The 14,842-nt window shown below is 58.1% G+C and carries 14 protein-coding genes and 1 tRNA gene; 5 read left to right on the top strand and 10 right to left on the bottom strand.

Features of this window, described 5'->3' with window-relative positions:
• From R0J87_RS03035 to R0J87_RS03045, 3 genes are read left to right on the top strand one after another with little or no spacing between them, the layout of a single operon-like run.
• Complete coding sequence (locus R0J87_RS03035; protein ID WP_498884287.1) at window positions 1-207, top strand: hypothetical protein; 207 nt, start codon at window positions 1-3, stop codon at window positions 205-207.
• Window positions 204-1,652 (top strand): P-type conjugative transfer protein TrbL, encoded by a 1,449-nt coding sequence (gene trbL / locus R0J87_RS03040; protein WP_498884288.1) that lies wholly within the window; start codon window positions 204-206, stop codon window positions 1,650-1,652. The genes R0J87_RS03035 and trbL overlap by 4 nt, the downstream gene beginning before the upstream one ends.
• Window positions 1,642-1,836: a hypothetical protein gene (locus tag R0J87_RS03045; RefSeq protein WP_089691381.1), complete on the top strand. Its 195-nt coding sequence runs from the start codon at window positions 1,642-1,644 to the stop codon at window positions 1,834-1,836. The genes trbL and R0J87_RS03045 overlap by 11 nt, the downstream gene beginning before the upstream one ends.
• A 525-nt stretch (window positions 1,837-2,361) precedes the next feature.
• Here R0J87_RS03045 and R0J87_RS03050 read toward each other — a convergent pair.
• The 5 genes from R0J87_RS03050 to R0J87_RS03070 form a co-directional block, all read right to left on the bottom strand.
• Window positions 2,362-3,126: a hypothetical protein gene (locus R0J87_RS03050; protein ID WP_498884291.1), complete on the bottom strand. Its 765-nt coding sequence runs from the start codon at window positions 3,124-3,126 to the stop codon at window positions 2,362-2,364.
• Window positions 3,113-3,964, bottom strand: coding sequence for a helicase RepA family protein (locus R0J87_RS03055; protein WP_498884293.1), 852 nt, complete (start codon window positions 3,962-3,964; stop codon window positions 3,113-3,115). The genes R0J87_RS03050 and R0J87_RS03055 overlap by 14 nt, the downstream gene beginning before the upstream one ends.
• A 3-nt stretch (window positions 3,965-3,967) precedes the next feature.
• On the bottom strand, window positions 3,968-4,201 hold the full coding sequence (locus R0J87_RS03060; protein ID WP_498884295.1) for a DNA-binding protein: 234 nt from the start codon (window positions 4,199-4,201) through the stop codon (window positions 3,968-3,970).
• 398 nt (window positions 4,202-4,599) lie between these two features.
• A complete protein-coding gene (locus R0J87_RS03065) occupies window positions 4,600-5,673 on the bottom strand; it encodes a tyrosine-type recombinase/integrase (RefSeq protein ID WP_498884297.1) in 1,074 nt (357 codons plus the stop codon).
• Between the two features lie 97 nt (window positions 5,674-5,770).
• A tRNA-Ile gene (locus tag R0J87_RS03070) sits at window positions 5,771-5,847 on the bottom strand.
• Between the two features lie 138 nt (window positions 5,848-5,985).
• On the opposite strand from R0J87_RS03070, the gene R0J87_RS03075 reads away from it, so the two are divergent.
• A complete protein-coding gene (locus R0J87_RS03075; RefSeq protein WP_498884299.1) occupies window positions 5,986-6,561 on the top strand; it encodes a hypothetical protein in 576 nt (191 codons plus the stop codon).
• 25 nt (window positions 6,562-6,586) lie between these two features.
• On the opposite strand, the gene R0J87_RS03080 is transcribed toward R0J87_RS03075, so the two are convergent.
• From R0J87_RS03080 to R0J87_RS03100, 5 genes are all read right to left on the bottom strand, one after another.
• Window positions 6,587-8,362 (bottom strand): ABC transporter ATP-binding protein, encoded by a 1,776-nt coding sequence (locus R0J87_RS03080; RefSeq protein WP_498884371.1) that lies wholly within the window; start codon window positions 8,360-8,362, stop codon window positions 6,587-6,589.
• 107 nt (window positions 8,363-8,469) lie between these two features.
• On the bottom strand, window positions 8,470-9,270 hold the full coding sequence (locus R0J87_RS03085; protein ID WP_498884301.1) for an ABC transporter ATP-binding protein: 801 nt from the start codon (window positions 9,268-9,270) through the stop codon (window positions 8,470-8,472).
• Window positions 9,267-10,397 (bottom strand): FecCD family ABC transporter permease, encoded by a 1,131-nt coding sequence (locus tag R0J87_RS03090; protein WP_498884303.1) that lies wholly within the window; start codon window positions 10,395-10,397, stop codon window positions 9,267-9,269. The genes R0J87_RS03085 and R0J87_RS03090 overlap by 4 nt, the downstream gene beginning before the upstream one ends.
• A 26-nt stretch (window positions 10,398-10,423) precedes the next feature.
• The gene (locus tag R0J87_RS03095) at window positions 10,424-11,392 is read right to left on the bottom strand and encodes a FecCD family ABC transporter permease (protein WP_498884374.1); all 969 of its coding nucleotides are present in this window, start codon (window positions 11,390-11,392) and stop codon (window positions 10,424-10,426) included.
• Window positions 11,393-11,448: 56 nt separating this feature from the next.
• A complete protein-coding gene (locus R0J87_RS03100; protein WP_498884305.1) occupies window positions 11,449-12,384 on the bottom strand; it encodes an ABC transporter substrate-binding protein in 936 nt (311 codons plus the stop codon).
• A gap of 289 nt (window positions 12,385-12,673) precedes the next feature.
• Here R0J87_RS03100 and R0J87_RS03105 point away from each other — a divergent pair, with 289 nt between their 5' ends.
• A complete protein-coding gene (locus R0J87_RS03105; RefSeq protein WP_498884307.1) occupies window positions 12,674-14,806 on the top strand; it encodes a TonB-dependent receptor domain-containing protein in 2,133 nt (710 codons plus the stop codon).
• Window positions 14,807-14,842 lie beyond the last annotated feature (36 nt).

A 14,842-nucleotide genomic window follows, 5' to 3' on the forward strand; every position in this document is an offset into this window, starting at 1 on the left:
ATGAATACCAATACCACAACTCTGATTGTCATTGCTGGCTTGGTGGCGACTATCGCAACCGCAGCGGCCCTGTTGCAGAACGATAAGGCGGAAGAAGATGCCGCTTGGGAACGTGCCACCGCTCCACGTGAGAGCGAACCATCTTCTCAGCGGCCAATCACCAGCGATGATCTGTTCAGTTCAGAAGTCGGGGAGGATGAGCAATGAGACCTTGGCTATATCCGTTGCTCTATGCTGGCCTGGTGCTGCTCAGCGGGCCAGTCACCGCTGCGGATGGCGATATAGTCCGCGACCTTCAGGAGGGATTTCGAGACTCTGTAGCCTTGTGGTACGCCCCGTTGCAGCAGGTAGCTACCTGGCTACTGCTATCGCTGGCCGTGATTTCCTATACCTGGTCAGCAAGTCAAATGGTGCTGCGAAATGCTGACCTGGGCGAGTTCGTGGCAGAGTTCGTCAGGCTGGTGATTTTCACTGGATTTTTCCTGTTTCTGATCCAAGGTGGTCAACAATTGGCAGAAACCATGATCAAGGGCTGGGTCTGGATCGGCGGACAAGCTACCGGTACTAGCTTGAGCCTTAGCGTGCCGGAGATCCTGGAGCGGGGATTTACCCTTGGGGGCGATGTTATTTCGGCAGGCAGTGGCTTGAGCCGGATCGCTTACACCATCCTGGCGCTGCCTGTTGTCATCCTGTACACGCTGATTGCTGCTTATGCCTTCTTTGTGCTGGCTGAAATGTACGTGGTCACGGCAGCAGGCATTGTTCTGCTGGGCTTTGGCGGTTCGCAGTGGACGGCGGATTACGCCAAAAAGTACATCACCTACACCATCAGCATCGGTGCCAAGCTCTATGTCATGTTCTTGGTCATCGGCGCGGGTGAGCAATTTATCCACCAGTGGGCTGTGAATCAGGATCATGAGTCGTTCCGGGCCATCCTCGCCATCATTGGGGTGCTGTTGATGATGGCCATTCTGGTGAAGATGATTCCTGACGCGGTTCAGGGAATCATCAACGGGGCTTCTCTCGGCAGTGCAACGCCGTCTGTAGGCGGCATGGCAAGGGCTGCCGGGTCTGTCGCGGTAGGGGCTGCTGTAGGCGCTGCGGGTGGCGCTATGGCCATGCGTGAAGCTTCCAAGCTGGCTGGTGAACAGCTCGGTGGCAGTGGCGCGCTCGCTTCGGCAGTAGCTCCAGGCGGTGGTAGCTCTACAGGTGCTGGAAATGGGCCGCTCCCCATGCCGGGCTCTGCCTCGTCATCGAGCGGTGCCGCTGCGGGCATGGGCCACGCTGGAAAGACTATGAAGAACCTGACAAAGGCGGCAGGTGAAACCTTGGGCGGTAAGATTATGGGTGACTACAACGCCAGTCACGGCTCGTTCGGCGGCTCTATGGCTCAGAAACTCCGGGCTGAACGACTCGGCATGTCGGAAGGCGGTGGCGATTCAGCCCATATGGGTGGCCAGCAGAACAGCGGCCAGACCGGTGCCATGAGCGGCACTATCCGAGGCGCTTCGTCTACTGACGGCGACAGTACGCATAATCAGACCCCCCAAGCCACGCATAATCGCTCCCCCTTTGAACCGGCAAGTAGCGAGCATGACGGCTCACAGCAGCCCTACATGTCACCCGCACGGAGACTGAACGATGAACAGTGAACGCCCGCAAGCCCCTGTTTGGTATCTAATAGCCTGGTTGGGAATAGTGCTGTTGCTGGTTGGCTTCGCTGTCATCGGCTCATGGATAGCCTGGCTGATGTTGCCGGTATGCTACCCCTTCATCATGAAAGCCGTCTCATGGCGGCCAGAGCCTCAAGATCGCCGCAGCAACCTTGATGCCTGATCGTGGTTATTGAGGCTATCTGTCGCGCAGGGGCGGTACGCATAATCGGACCCCCCTACGCATAATCAGCCCCCCCTCGCCAAACTGGCATATTCCAACCATGTTGGGCGCTACCCGGCGTTTTAACTACAAAAAGGGGCGGCGATATCAGCCGTGGTGTCGAAACCAGCCGGGTTATCCCATCCATAATAATAAGAAGAATAATATTCTGATTATTATTATGGTCACTGGCATTCTTTTGATGCCGCCTTGCAACGGCCTCAAGAGCTAACCCAAGTAGCGTCAGGGTTTGGCACAGGCGCTGGGTGACGGTCTTCCTTTTTGGCGTTCAAATATCGGCCTCCGGCCGATTGATCAAGCCCCTTGTGCTTGATCAGTTAAGGTGTAGCCACCCGCATCCAGCGGGTGGTTACACCGCCTGGATATCCTGATATATCCTGAATATCCTGCTAAAACCGTAAAGAATCGGGCCGCTGTGGCACGCTTCCAGGCCGGTGTGACACGCCATCGGGCCGGTGTGGCACGCTATCGGGCCGCTGTGACACGCTTTACCCTGTCGCTGGCATCTACCTCAATGCCGATTTCTACCAATCTGTCTGAATCCTCCTTAATGCGCCGTCGGAAGTTGCGGAGCGTGGTACTGCTCGCAGCAACACCGCAAACAGCGCGGATCAGTGTGTCCAGAAACCAACCGCCGACTGGGTTGTGTTTGTGGGTAAGCACATGCCGGGCAACTGCCTGGCTGATTCCATGTTGTAGTCTGGCAATCGGTGCAGGCGAGTAGTACAACGACAAGTCCTTTTCCATCAGCATCACCAAAGCAACACCCAGCCGGACACGCCACAAGTGTCGTTCGCCGCCTGTGAGCGGGTCGCGGCGGGTCATAGATGATGGGATCACATGGTCAATCAAGCCGCCAATGATACTGTCACTGCTCCGCTCCAGCTCCGGCGTCACAATTTCCACCGTGGCAGCTCGCAGATCGATCAGTAGCTTTTTGATGCGACCATGGCTGTACTGGTGATCTGATAGCATTCGACGCAACTTTGCCGGGTCAACTAGTAGCTCGACGCCTCCGTCAGAGATTTCACGACGCCGTTCGGCAACATACAGCATGGACTCAACGATATCTGCATGGCGCTGCCCAAGCCTTCCGGTTACACGGCATCGACCAAAGCCCGTTTCCATCCACTGTCCTGCACGCTCTTGGGGGCGCTGGCTAGGTTGATAGATCATTACTCGGGCCTGCAATGCCGTGCTGGTCGGAGCAACGCGGTTACCAGTCATCATCGCTGTTTCTGCCAATGGACTTCAGCTTTACTGGCGAGGGACGTTTCTGCCGCTCAAGTACAGCAGGTTTTAGGATGCCGCCTTCGTGACGCCTGAACCAACATTCCTGGAAAGGCGCGCCGTAGTTTGCTTTGCTGACGCCAAAGCGGACGAAGTACCCACGCTGTCCTCTATCAACGCCCCATTCATCGGCTTCAGCTTGCGTCATGCCAGAGAGGTAGGATTGCCACCGGATATTATCGACCAGTACGGATGAGCCACGGCTAGCCTGCTGTTGGTCGCTGGTGCCCATCACTGCGGCACCTTTATTCGAATGGTGCAAAAACACGATTGAACAGCCAGTATCAGCAGCTATGGCCTCCATGCGGCCAATGACCTGAGCCATAGGCCCGCTGGCGTTTTCTTCCTCGATGTGGAAGCGGCGCAGGGTATCCAAAATCATCAGGCGACTACCCTCGGCAGCCCGTTTAAGCCCATCAAACCAGTCGGGGGCTATGATATTGGGGCACCGACCAATCAGTGGTTCAATCAGCAGGCGTTCAGTCACAACTTGCCGCTGCTCCGGCGTAAAGTGCGCGCCCAGCGCATGTACTCGGTGATAAATAGCAGTGGGTGGGTCTTCGGCTGGCAGGTAAACCACTTGGCCGGTGGGCATATCACCCACTTCCAGCAGATCGGGGCCACCGGCAATCTGAGCAGCCAATTGCAGAGCAAGCATAGATTTACCTGCCCCGCCAGGTGATACAAGCGCACCGACGGTGCCCGTCACCATATTGGGCAAAACATAATCAAGCGGTGGCGGTTCATTTTCAAAAGCCCACATCAGATCAATCGCCATGCCTCACCCCCTATCACCGCAGAGCCGATCACTGTCCAGCAACTCGGCAATTTGTGAAGTGCGAAAATAGACACGCCGACCAATTTTCAGCTTTGCCTGGTTGAGTTCAGTTGCCCAGGGGTTATTTGAGCGCAGGCTGATGCGCAGGCCGTCTGGTGAACGGTCGAGAACATTGGCCAACTGAGGAAGGCTCAGCAGGGGGCCAAAACGGTCGAGAAGGGAGTCCTCGATAGTCATTGTGTAATCCTCCGTAATTGATACTTGCCTTACGAAGGTTATGAATATCGGGCTAGCTTGTATACTTACGATATATCGTAAGATATTGAAAAATAAGACTTAACCGCACTATAAGCGCACTGTAACCGCATTCAATCGCACTATAAGCGCACTCTATAAGCTCAGCTCATTTTTGGCGTACTCAATATTCTAAAATATTCTAAATGACAGAGAATTATTCACTCTCATTGCGTGGAAGTTTTGGGGATGCTGCTTGGCGCGGTTTTTATTGCGGGCAGGATGTGTAAACGGTCCACCGCTAGCAAGCTGGCAGAGTCCGTTTACAAGTAACTTACTCGCCCTTTTGGGCTCGACGATGTTGGTATTCGGGTGGAATAGACTTTACAAGTCTATTGTTGTTACGCCTTCGAGCGTCGCTGCTCAATGGCATCGAGCTGGTCTACCAGATCTTCGGCGCGTAGGTGGGTGTAGCGCCGCAGCATTTGCATGGACTTGTGGCCGCTAATTGCTGCTACCTGCTGATCACTTAAACCAGCTTCGACTAGCCTGCTCACAGCCTCATGGCGAAGGTCGTGAAAGCGGAAGTCATCCAGACCAGCTTGCTTCTTCGCCTGGTTCCATAGTTTGGTGTAAGCATAGGGACCCCGCTTTCCATCCTGGCCAGGCTCACCGAAGAACACTAGATCACAGTCGAGCGGGCGTACCGGGTTATTCAGCGCTTGCTTGAACGCTTCGGTTGCCGCTTGAGTCAGCGGCACCAGGCGAGCTTCGTTGTTTTTGGTGTCTGTAAGGCGTACCACGCGGCGTTTAACGTCTACCTGATTGCGAGTGAGGGTTAGGATCTCTGAAGAACGCATACCCGTTTCCAGGGCTACTCTGGCGATCCAAGCGAGCATTGGGTTGCTATGCTGCCGCAGAACAGCGAACAGCCGCTTTTCCTCGTCAGAACTCAGGCGGCGGTTACGCCCTTCTCCTGGGCTAGGCTTGCGAATGTTCTGGACGGGATTATAGGTAAGTCCCAGCCCCCACTCCTGTATGGCAACGGTGTAAAGGTGTCCAAGTAAGGCAAGCTCCAGGCGCACGGTATTAGGGCTGATAAGCTGCCCACGGCGTCCTAGCGTGTTGAGTCGTTTATCACGGTAGTTGGCAATCAACTCCGTAGTCAGCGCTGCGAGGGAATACTTACCCAAATGCTCAATAAGCGTCGTCGCTTTTTGGCGTTCACTTTTTTGAGTACTGGGTTTCTTAGTAGGCGTTATATCGGCTAGGTAGCGCTGCAAGGCTGCTTCAAGCGTCATGCGCTCTGAGGCACTACGTTGGATATAAACACCGCGCACCATTTCATCTTCAGTGCGGCGTGCCCAATCTTGGGCGTCACGTTTGGTGCGGAAGGTCTTTGCGATGGTTGGCCAACCCGACTTGCGGATGACGGCTTTCCAGGTTGCAGAAGGGGTCTTGACAATAGTGGCCACAAAAAATCTCCAGGGTCTGAAAGATCGGCACTGTACCGAAACTGTACCCTTGGACTAGGGGACTCACCAGAGACAATTGCTAAGTTACTGATTTTAATGGTGGGCCCAGTAGGACTTGAACCTACGACCAAGGGATTATGAGTCCCCTGCTCTAACCAACTGAGCTATAGGCCCGAAAAGAGTGCATATAATAGCGAATGTGGGGGGGCGAGGCTACCCCTTGGTGCGCTATCTTACGGCGTGATCGGCATTTTTTCGGCACTAATGACCGGCGCTGGGGTCTGGTGGTGAATGCTTCTATGGAGAATCGCTTTGAAAGCTTTGATGGCTCTTTTCCCGCTGCTGTTAGCGTTGCCGGTGCAGGCGGATTGGCAGCTTGATCCTGGCCAATCCCAGGTGCAGGCGTCGATTACCCAACTGGATGGCGAGGCCCCGCAAACTCATCACCATCAGGTGAATAATTTGCAGGGCGATATTGCTGCCGATGGCACGCTGCGCCTGCCACTGCGCTTGAGCCAAACCGACCTGCTCAACCGCTTTGGGGAGCTGCCGCCGTGGGTGGGCTTGCTGGCGAATACCACGCTGGTGACGCTGGTGGCGCAAATGCCGCCGGAGCGGTTAGACGGCTTGGATATTGGCGAGTCGATGGTAGAAACCCTCACCTTTCGGGTGCAAACCGATCTGATTAACCAGGAAGAGGCGGTGCCGCTGCGCTTTACCCGCGAAGGGTTAAACGAGGTGCGCGTTACCCACGCCGAACCCATGGCACTGGATGGCAACGCGCTGATGGCCAACAGCACGGTACGCACCGTGCTGTCGATGTTGGGCTACCAGCAGATTGATGAGCATGTGCCCGTCACGCTAAATGCGCTGCTGGTGAACCATTAACGTTGGCTTAGCCACTTATGAGTATTTAGTGGCTAAGCGCTTCAACATCGCCTGCCTGGGCGGCCCCGGTTTGTACCCGCCACTGGGCGGCATAGTGGCCGTCAGCGTCTAGCAGGCTGGCGTGGGTGCCGCGCTCGGCCACTTGGCCTTTCTCGATCACTACAATCTCATCGGCGTGCACAATGGTGGAGAGCCGGTGGGCAATCATAATTACCGTGCGGCCGTGGGCGATGCTTTTTAGCGAGCGCTGAATGGCCGCTTCGGTTTCGTTATCCACCGCGCTGGTGGCTTCATCCAACACCAGAATCGGCGGGTCTTTTAACAGCGCCCGGGCCAGTGAAAGCCGCTGGCGTTGGCCGCCAGAAAGTCGCACGCCCCGCTCGCCCACCGGCGTATCCAGCCCTTGGGGCAGCGTTTCGATAAAGCTCCAGGCTTCGGCAGTTTTGGCGGCGTCGATAATCGCGGCATCTTCGGCATCCGGCTGGCCGTAGGCAATGTTGTCGCGAATACTGCCTTCAAACAGATACACGTCCTGGCTGACTAAGCCAATCGCTTGGCGAAGTGAGTGCATGCTTACGTCGGTGATGGGCTGGCCATCTACCAGCACACGGCCACTGGCGGGGTCGTAAAAGCGCAGCAGCAGTTTGATCAGCGTCGATTTACCGGAGCCGGTGGCCCCCACCAGCGCCAGCGTATTGCCAGCGGGCACGTGTAAGTCCACGCCGTTCACACCCACTTGGCTGGTTTCATATTGAAAGCTCACCGCCTCGAAACGCACGTCGCCTTTTACCGGGGCAGCCAACGGCGTGGTGCTGTCGTCCTTTACGGTAATCGGCACTTCGAGCAAATCCAGAATCCGTTTGGTGCTGGCCATAGCGCGCTCGAACAGGTCGATCACCTGGGCAAGGCCGGTGAGCGGCCACAGCAGGCGCTGGGTTAGGAACACCAGCACGCCGTAAGCGCCCACGTTGAGGCTGCCGTTCAGCGCCATCATGCCACCGACGGTAAAGGTAGCGAGAAAGCCCGCCAGAATCGCCATGCGGATGACCGGAATAAACGCAGAACTGACTTTAATCGCGCGGCGGTTGGCTTCTACATAGGCTTCGCTGGCATCCCGCAGCCGCTCGGCTTCCCGCGCTTCGCTGGTGAAGCTTTTAATTGTGGCGATGCCGCTGAGGTTGTTGGAGAGACGGCTGGCAAGGTCGCCTACTTTTTCGCGCACGTCGCTGTACAGCGGCCCGGCTTTGCGCTGGAAGAAAAACGCGCCCCAAATGATCAGCGGAATGGGCGTAAACGCCAGCAGCGCGATCAGCGGAGAAAGCACGAAGAACACCGCGCCTACGGCCACCACTGTGACCACTACTTGAATCAGCGCGTTGGCTCCGCCGTCCAGAAAGCGCTCTAGCTGGTTGACGTCATCGTTCATGGTGGCCACTAGCTGGCCGGAGCTTTTCGATTCAAAAAACGCCATGTCGAGGCGCTGGGCGTGCTCATAGGTATCTTGGCGCATATCCGCTTGCAGCCGCTGGGCTAGGTTGCGCCAGAGAATTTGGAACAGGTACTCAAACAGCGACTCCCCCGCCCAAATAAAGAAGGTGAGCACCGCCAAAATGGTGATCTGCTCTTGAGGCGATTCAAATCCCAGCCGCGCCACAAAGCTGTTTTCCTGGTTCACTACCACATCGATCGCCACGCCAATCAGAATTTCCGGGGCGATATCGAACAGCTTGTTGATAATCGAGCAAATCGTGGCGGTAATAATCTGCCGCCGATAGCCTTTGGCGTAGCGCAGCAGGCGCATTAAGGCGTGAAAGCTTTGATTGACGGACGCTTTGTCAGCGCGGGTCGGGGAAGAAGCCACATCAATTCCTTTTACGTTGTTATCTAGGGTGGTTAACCTTCAACACGTTACGCGGGTTGGCTCGCCCGCCGCACGTTGGCGAGCAAAGGGCTGCCGGTATCGGGATCGAGCAGCAGCGTGCACTCCACCTGATACAGCTCCCGCACCAGTGCAGGCGTGACCACCTCAGCGGGCGCGCCCTGGGCAACAATCTGCCCGTCGCGCATGGCAATCAGGTGGTCGGCGTAACGGCAGGCGCTGGCTAGGTCGTGCAGCACCATCACCACGGTGCGGCCCTGGCAGGCCAGGTCGCGCACCAGCTCGAATACCTCTATTTGGTGGCCTAAGTCTAACGCGGAGGTGGGCTCGTCGAGTAGTAAAAGCGGCGTTTGCTGAGCGATGGTCATGGCGATCCAGGCGCGCTGGCGTTGGCCGCCGGAAAGCGCTTCCAGCGGCCGGTCGGCAAGCGCCTCAAGCCCGGCAGCGGCAAGCGCATGTTGCACCACCTGCTGATCTTCCGCCGACCACTGGCGCAGCCAGCCCTGGTGGGGCTGGCGGCCAAAGCGAATCAGTTCGGTGACGGTCAGCCCTTCCGGAGCGACCGCCTCTTGGGGCAGTAGCGCCAGCTTGGTGGCAAGTTGGCGGGCGGGCATCTGGGCGATGTCGTAGCCGTTGAGCAGCACGGCACCGCTATCGGGTTTATGCAGGCGGGCCAGCCCAGAGAGCAGCGTGGATTTACCGCAGCCGTTGGGGCCAACAATGGCGGTTACCTGCCCGCTGGGCAAGCTTATGCCGAGTTCACGAATCACTTGGCGCTGGCCGTAGCTCATGCTGATCGCATCGGTAGAAAGCGTGGGTAATGAGGTCATGGGCGGCTCCGTTGCGGGCGCATTAATATCCAGAGTAGCCAGGGGCCACCCACTACGGCGGTAACAATCCCAACGGGGATCTCGATGGGGGCAAACAGCGTGCGGCCCGCTAAATCGGCTAGCACCATCACCAGGGCTCCCGCCAGCGTGGCGGCTAGAATGGGAACATGGCGGGCGCTGGAGAGCGAACGGGCAATTTCAGGGCCGATCAGCGCCACCAAGCCCACCGGCCCCGCCACGGCAACGGCCAGCGCAGTGAGCACCACTGACAGTAACAGCACCTGCAGCCGCCGCGCTTTCACCGCAGCGCCCAAGCCACTGGCGATGGCATCCTTAAAGCGCAGCAGCGTGAGCGAGCGGGCCAGCGCCAGCGCGGCCACCAGCCCAAGCGCTAAGCCAATACCCAATAGCTGTACCGCGCTTGCCGGGCGGGCATTGAGGGAGCCAACGGTCCAGGGGTAGGCAGCGTTGGCGGTATCAATCGCTACCCGCGCCAGCATCAGCTGTGTAACCGCGCCAAAAACCGCGCCCACGCCAATGCCCGCCACAATAAAGCGGTAGCCCTGGGTGCCGCTGCCCGCCGCTAGGCCAAAGGTGAGCACGGCGGCAGTGGTCGCCCCCGCCAGTGCCATGGCAGGCGGGGCAATCCCTACGCCTAACCCAACAATCGAGGCCACCGCAAAGGCGGTGGCACCGTTATCGATGCCGATAATGCCAGGGGTCGCCAAACGGTTACGGGCCAGGGTTTGCATTAATACCCCGGCCAGCGCAAAGGCAGCCCCAGTGAAACAGGCAGCGATCAGCCGCGGCAGGCGCAGCTGCTGCACCATAAACGCGGTCATTCTATCGCCCTGCCCCAGCAAGGAGGCCAACACCGCATTGGGGGAAAGCGTCACGCTGCCCAGGCTTAAATAGAGCACGCAGGCGGCCATCAGTGCGGCACTCAACCCGATATTCACCGCCACGGCGCGCTTTTCCAGCAGCACGCTCACCCCATAACGGGGCAGCGCAACGCGCCAGTAGCCCTGCGGGGCAGCGACCGCCTGGGCGCTCGACTCTTCTTGATAAGCGGTGGATGTATGGGGCAGTGCCACACCGCTCATCGACTGTTTTGCCGTCATTTTCATAGCATCAGATAACCAAAGAGATTGCGTTAGAGCATCGGCAGGCGCTTGGCCCGCACCACCGCAATAAGCACCGGCGCGCCGCACAGCGCGGTGAGCACGCCCAAGGGCAGCTCGGAGGGGGCGACGACGACACGGGAAATAATATCGGCGGTGAGTACGATCAGCGGGCCGACGGGAAGGCAGAACCAGAGCGTGCGGCGAATATCCGGCCCGGCGATGGCCCGCGCCACAAAAGGCACTACCAGCCCCACAAACGCAATCGGCCCGGCAATGGCGGTGGCCGCGCCGACCAATAGCGCCACACAGCCCACCGCCAGCCAGCGAATCAGCCCAGGCCGGTGCCCTAAACCGCTGGCGGCCCGCTCCCCTAGCGACAGCGCGGCCAGCGGCCGGGCAATCAATACAACGCCCGCCCCTGCTACCAGCAGGCTGGGCAGCACGGCCCACAAATCGTCTAACCGCCTACCGGCCAAGCTGCCCACCACCCAAAAGCGAATCTCATCGGCGGCGCGCTGGTCGTAGAGCAGCATCAGTGCGCTGAGCGAACCGAGCAGCCCGGAAAACGCGGCACCCGCTAACACCAAGCGCACCGGGTCGCTCCCCACACCGCGCAGCCGAGCCACGCTGAGCACGCACACGCAGCCGATCAGCGCGCCTAACTGGGCCACGGGAATGCGTAAAGTGGCCGCGCTGGCCCCTAACACCAGCGCCAGGGAAACGGCAAACGCAGCGCCTGCGCTCACGCCCAACAAGCCCGGCTCGGCCAGCGGGTTGCGGGAAACCGCTTGCAGCAGCGCCCCGGCCATGCCCAGCGCTACCCCAACGGCAATGCCAATTAGCGTGCGGGGGGCGCGCAGCTCCCAGACGATAAAACGCGCTTCCGCGTGTTCACTACCGCTTAGCAGCCCCAGCACTTGGCGGGGGCCAACGCTGCCTGCGCCTACCAACAAACTAACGACGCTCACCGCCACAAGGGCGGTGAGCAGAATCAGCATCCAGCGTCGGGATGAACAGCGCCACCTGGCGCTACTCCCTGCCTTGGTAAGTAGCATCACGGCAATAACGCATTCTCGATGTCATCCAGAATCGCCTGAGCCGCCAGCGGGCCGTTGGCGCTGCTCCAGAGCTGCCCGTTTACCGGCACCACTCGTTCGTTCTGTACCACGTTCAAGCGGTTGAAGGCGGGGCTCTGTTTGGCGCTATCTAGCGCGGCTTGGCCGTCGTCATTTAGCGTGGCCAAAAACAGCCAGTCGCCGTCTACCTGAGAGAGGTTTTCAAGGCTTAATACATCGCTATGCACGCCCCGCTCACCGATCAGCTCGCCGCCTTGCACGTCCAGGCCGACGCGCTCTAACAGGCCGGTGGCAATCAGGTTTTCCGACATCACCATGGGGCCGCCGGGCATCCAGCGCACCAGATAGGCGTTGCTGCCCACGTTGGCTTCAGCTACTGCGTCTGACATAGCGTCGACCCGCTGATCGACGGCGCTGATCGCTTCCTCAATCGCCTCTTCCTGGTTCAAAGCCTGGCCGAACAGGCGCGCTTCAGCTTCCCAGTTATCGGCCGCCAGTGGTTGCGTGTGGGGCACTACGGTAGGGGCGATTTGTGACAAAAGCTGGTACTTCTCCTCCGGCAGCTGGGCCGCGGCTAAAATCAGATCCGGCTGCTGAGCCAATACCGCTTCAATATTAATTTCCCGCACGACACCCACAATCTCAGGGTGTTCTAGCTCGTTCGCACTGAGGTAGTCGGTCACGTATTCCGCCACGTTGTCGCCGCCACGGGTGGTGACCGCTCCTACCGGGGTCACGCCCGCCGCCAGCGCGGCATCCAGCGCGCCCTCATATAGGGTGACTACACGCTCCGGGTGATCAACAACCTCAACGTCGCCGTAAGCCGTCTCCAGCGTGCGCGCTTGGGCGGTGCCCACCAGCAAGCCGCCCATTACCATCCCGAGTAAACCGCGCTGCAGTAACGTGTGTCGCATGTGAGCCTCTCCTGATTAACCGTTAATCCAATAGTAACGATTCTCAAAAGCACTTGCACTCCTATTACATCGAATGCGGTGTTGCAGTTACTGCAACGTTAGGCTGCCCATATTAGCTAGCGGACTAACAACCTTTACAATCAGGCGCTCCCCACCCGGCACCGTTCCATTAATAGCAACACCATGTTCGATCAAACCACCTCGCAAGTGGGAACTTTTCTTCTTAGAATCCGCAACTCATTTGATAATCAGTTTCATTAGCAAACAAGACTCATATCAGGGGATCGCCATGCCACGCTTTACTCGCACCGCCCTCGCCAGTGCCATCGCGCTTAGCGTTACTGCCTCGGTGGCTAATGCGCAAGAATCAGCGCAACTGGATAACATTGTTGTCTCTGCCAGTGGGTTTGAGCAGGCAATGGTGGATGCTCCGGCGAGTATCTCGGTTATTTCCAGAGAAGAGCTTCAGCGCGAACGCATTACCAGCGTGGCCAATGCCCTGCGTAACGTAGAAGGGGTAGATGTCGGCGGTTCGGTGGGCAAAACCGGCGGCAGTAACATTAGTATCCGTGGCATGCCCAGCGACTACACGCTGATCCTGATTGATGGCCGCCGTCAAAATGCGGCTGGAAGCGTCACGCCTAACGGTTTTGGTGAAACCTCGACCAGCTTCTTTCCGCCCGTTTCCAGCATTGAACGCATCGAGGTGATTCGCGGGCCGATGTCGACACTGTATGGCTCTGATGCTATGGGCGGCGTGATCAACATTATTACCCGCCGAGTAGACCGCGAGTGGGTCGGCTCGGTCGGCGTCGAGAGTACCTTTAATGAAGATCGTGATTTCGGCGACCGCCGTGAAATCAACCTCTATACCAGCGGACCGCTGGTAGAGGACACGCTGGGCGTTCAACTGCGCGGGCGTTTTTATGAGCGTGATGCATCAGAGCTTATCTACACCGACGCTAACGGCAACCCGGTTGAGGTGAGCCAACGCGGCCCTAGCCCGGTAGAAGGCGATGTATACAACCTGGGCGGTAAACTGACCTGGACACCAAACGACAGCCACGACCTTTGGCTGGATGGAGAGGTGAACCGCCAGCGCTACAACAACGACGAATGCCAACTCGGCACGCTGGATGGCCGCACCCGCAGCTGTGCGCCCAACCCAGGCGTGGCAAACGGTTATGCCGACGAGCTACGTTTCGAGCGGGAACAGGTGGCTATCGGCCATACTGGGCGCTTTGCCTCTGGCACGCTGGAATCGAGCCTGATGCGTAACACCACGGAAACCACCGGCCGCACCATTCCCGGAGAAGAGGGTGTTGCTTATGAGGGCTTCCCCAGCATTATTGGCGGTGACCCACGCGAGCTAAAAACCACCAATACGGTACTGGATAGCAAGTTTATTATGCCGTTGGGTAACCACATGACCACCGTTGGCCTACAGTGGTGGGATGCGGAGTTGGATGACGGCTTGGCCAATGAGACCTTCGAGCAAACCACTTGGTCGCTCTTTGCAGAAGACGAATGGATGCTGCGGGACGATCTCGCACTGACCCTCGGCGGCCGCTACGACCATCACGACGCGTTTGGCAGCCAGTTCAGCCCCCGTAGCTATTTGGTATGGAACACCACACCGAACTGGACGCTAAAAGGCGGTGTGAGCCGTGGCTACAAAACCCCGACCCTGAATGACCTTCACGCGGGTATTAACGGGGTGACCGGCCAGGGCACGATCCTGACGATCGGCAACCCAGGCCTTGAACCGGAAACCAGCACCAGCAGCGAAATCGGCGCGCACTACGATAGCCAAACAGGCTTTACCGCCAGCGCGACGCTGTTTTACAACCAGTTCGACGATAAAATTGCTAGCGGCAACGATATCCTGATTGAAAACGATCCGCTTATCCCAGATGGCGTGTATAGCCAGGACGTGAATATCGATGAAGCGGTGACTCAAGGGGTCGAGCTCTCCACCAGCTATCAATTCACCCCCGATTGGCGCTTATCCGCTAATTACACCTACACCGATAGCGAGCAGAAAAGCGGCAATAACCGTGGCGAACCGCTGACCGATACGCCCGAACACGCGCTGAACGCCACGCTGCGTTGGCAGGCGACACCGAAGCTAGATACTTGGCTCTCTGCCGAGTACCGCAGCGAGCGTTATCGCAACCGTGAACGCGTGAGGGGTGCGCCCTCCTTCGACGATTTGGGAGATTTCAAAGCCTACTCGCTGTTTCACCTAGGCGGCAGCTATGCGTTTACCGACCAATTTAACGTCAGCGCCACCCTCTACAACCTATTTGACAAAGACTTTGTCGACTACCGTGCCTACGGCGATGGCACCAGCTTCGGCAACGTTTACGCCAATAGCGAAGAGGGTCGCCGCTTGTGGCTATCTGCTCGCTATGAGTTCTAAACAGACGCCCATGTAGTTTCTGCTTACTGTTTCAAT

This window comes from Halomonas sp. SIMBA_159, assembly GCF_046536035.1.
In the GTDB taxonomy this organism is placed as follows: domain Bacteria; phylum Pseudomonadota; class Gammaproteobacteria; order Pseudomonadales; family Halomonadaceae; genus Vreelandella; species Vreelandella venusta_A.

What these genes read in the sequence shown, in the direction of transcription:
- R0J87_RS03035 (WP_498884287.1), top strand. Translation starts at nt 1, where the DNA reads ATGAATACCAATACCACAACTCTGATTGTCATTGCTGGCTTGGTGGCG.
- trbL (WP_498884288.1), top strand. Translation starts at nt 204, where the DNA reads ATGAGACCTTGGCTATATCCGTTGCTCTATGCTGGCCTGGTGCTGCTC.
- R0J87_RS03045 (WP_089691381.1), top strand. Translation starts at nt 1,642, where the DNA reads ATGAACAGTGAACGCCCGCAAGCCCCTGTTTGGTATCTAATAGCCTGG.
- R0J87_RS03050 (WP_498884291.1), bottom strand. Translation starts at nt 3,126, where the DNA reads ATGATGACTGGTAACCGCGTTGCTCCGACCAGCACGGCATTGCAGGCC.
- R0J87_RS03055 (WP_498884293.1), bottom strand. Translation starts at nt 3,964, where the DNA reads ATGGCGATTGATCTGATGTGGGCTTTTGAAAATGAACCGCCACCGCTT.
- R0J87_RS03060 (WP_498884295.1), bottom strand. Translation starts at nt 4,201, where the DNA reads ATGACTATCGAGGACTCCCTTCTCGACCGTTTTGGCCCCCTGCTGAGC.
- R0J87_RS03080 (WP_498884371.1), bottom strand. Translation starts at nt 8,362, where the DNA reads ATGCGCCTGCTGCGCTACGCCAAAGGCTATCGGCGGCAGATTATTACC.
- R0J87_RS03085 (WP_498884301.1), bottom strand. Translation starts at nt 9,270, where the DNA reads ATGACCTCATTACCCACGCTTTCTACCGATGCGATCAGCATGAGCTAC.
- R0J87_RS03090 (WP_498884303.1), bottom strand. Translation starts at nt 10,397, where the DNA reads ATGAAAATGACGGCAAAACAGTCGATGAGCGGTGTGGCACTGCCCCAT.
- R0J87_RS03095 (WP_498884374.1), bottom strand. Translation starts at nt 11,392, where the DNA reads ATGCTGATTCTGCTCACCGCCCTTGTGGCGGTGAGCGTCGTTAGTTTG.
- R0J87_RS03100 (WP_498884305.1), bottom strand. Translation starts at nt 12,384, where the DNA reads ATGCGACACACGTTACTGCAGCGCGGTTTACTCGGGATGGTAATGGGC.
- R0J87_RS03105 (WP_498884307.1), top strand. Translation starts at nt 12,674, where the DNA reads ATGCCACGCTTTACTCGCACCGCCCTCGCCAGTGCCATCGCGCTTAGC.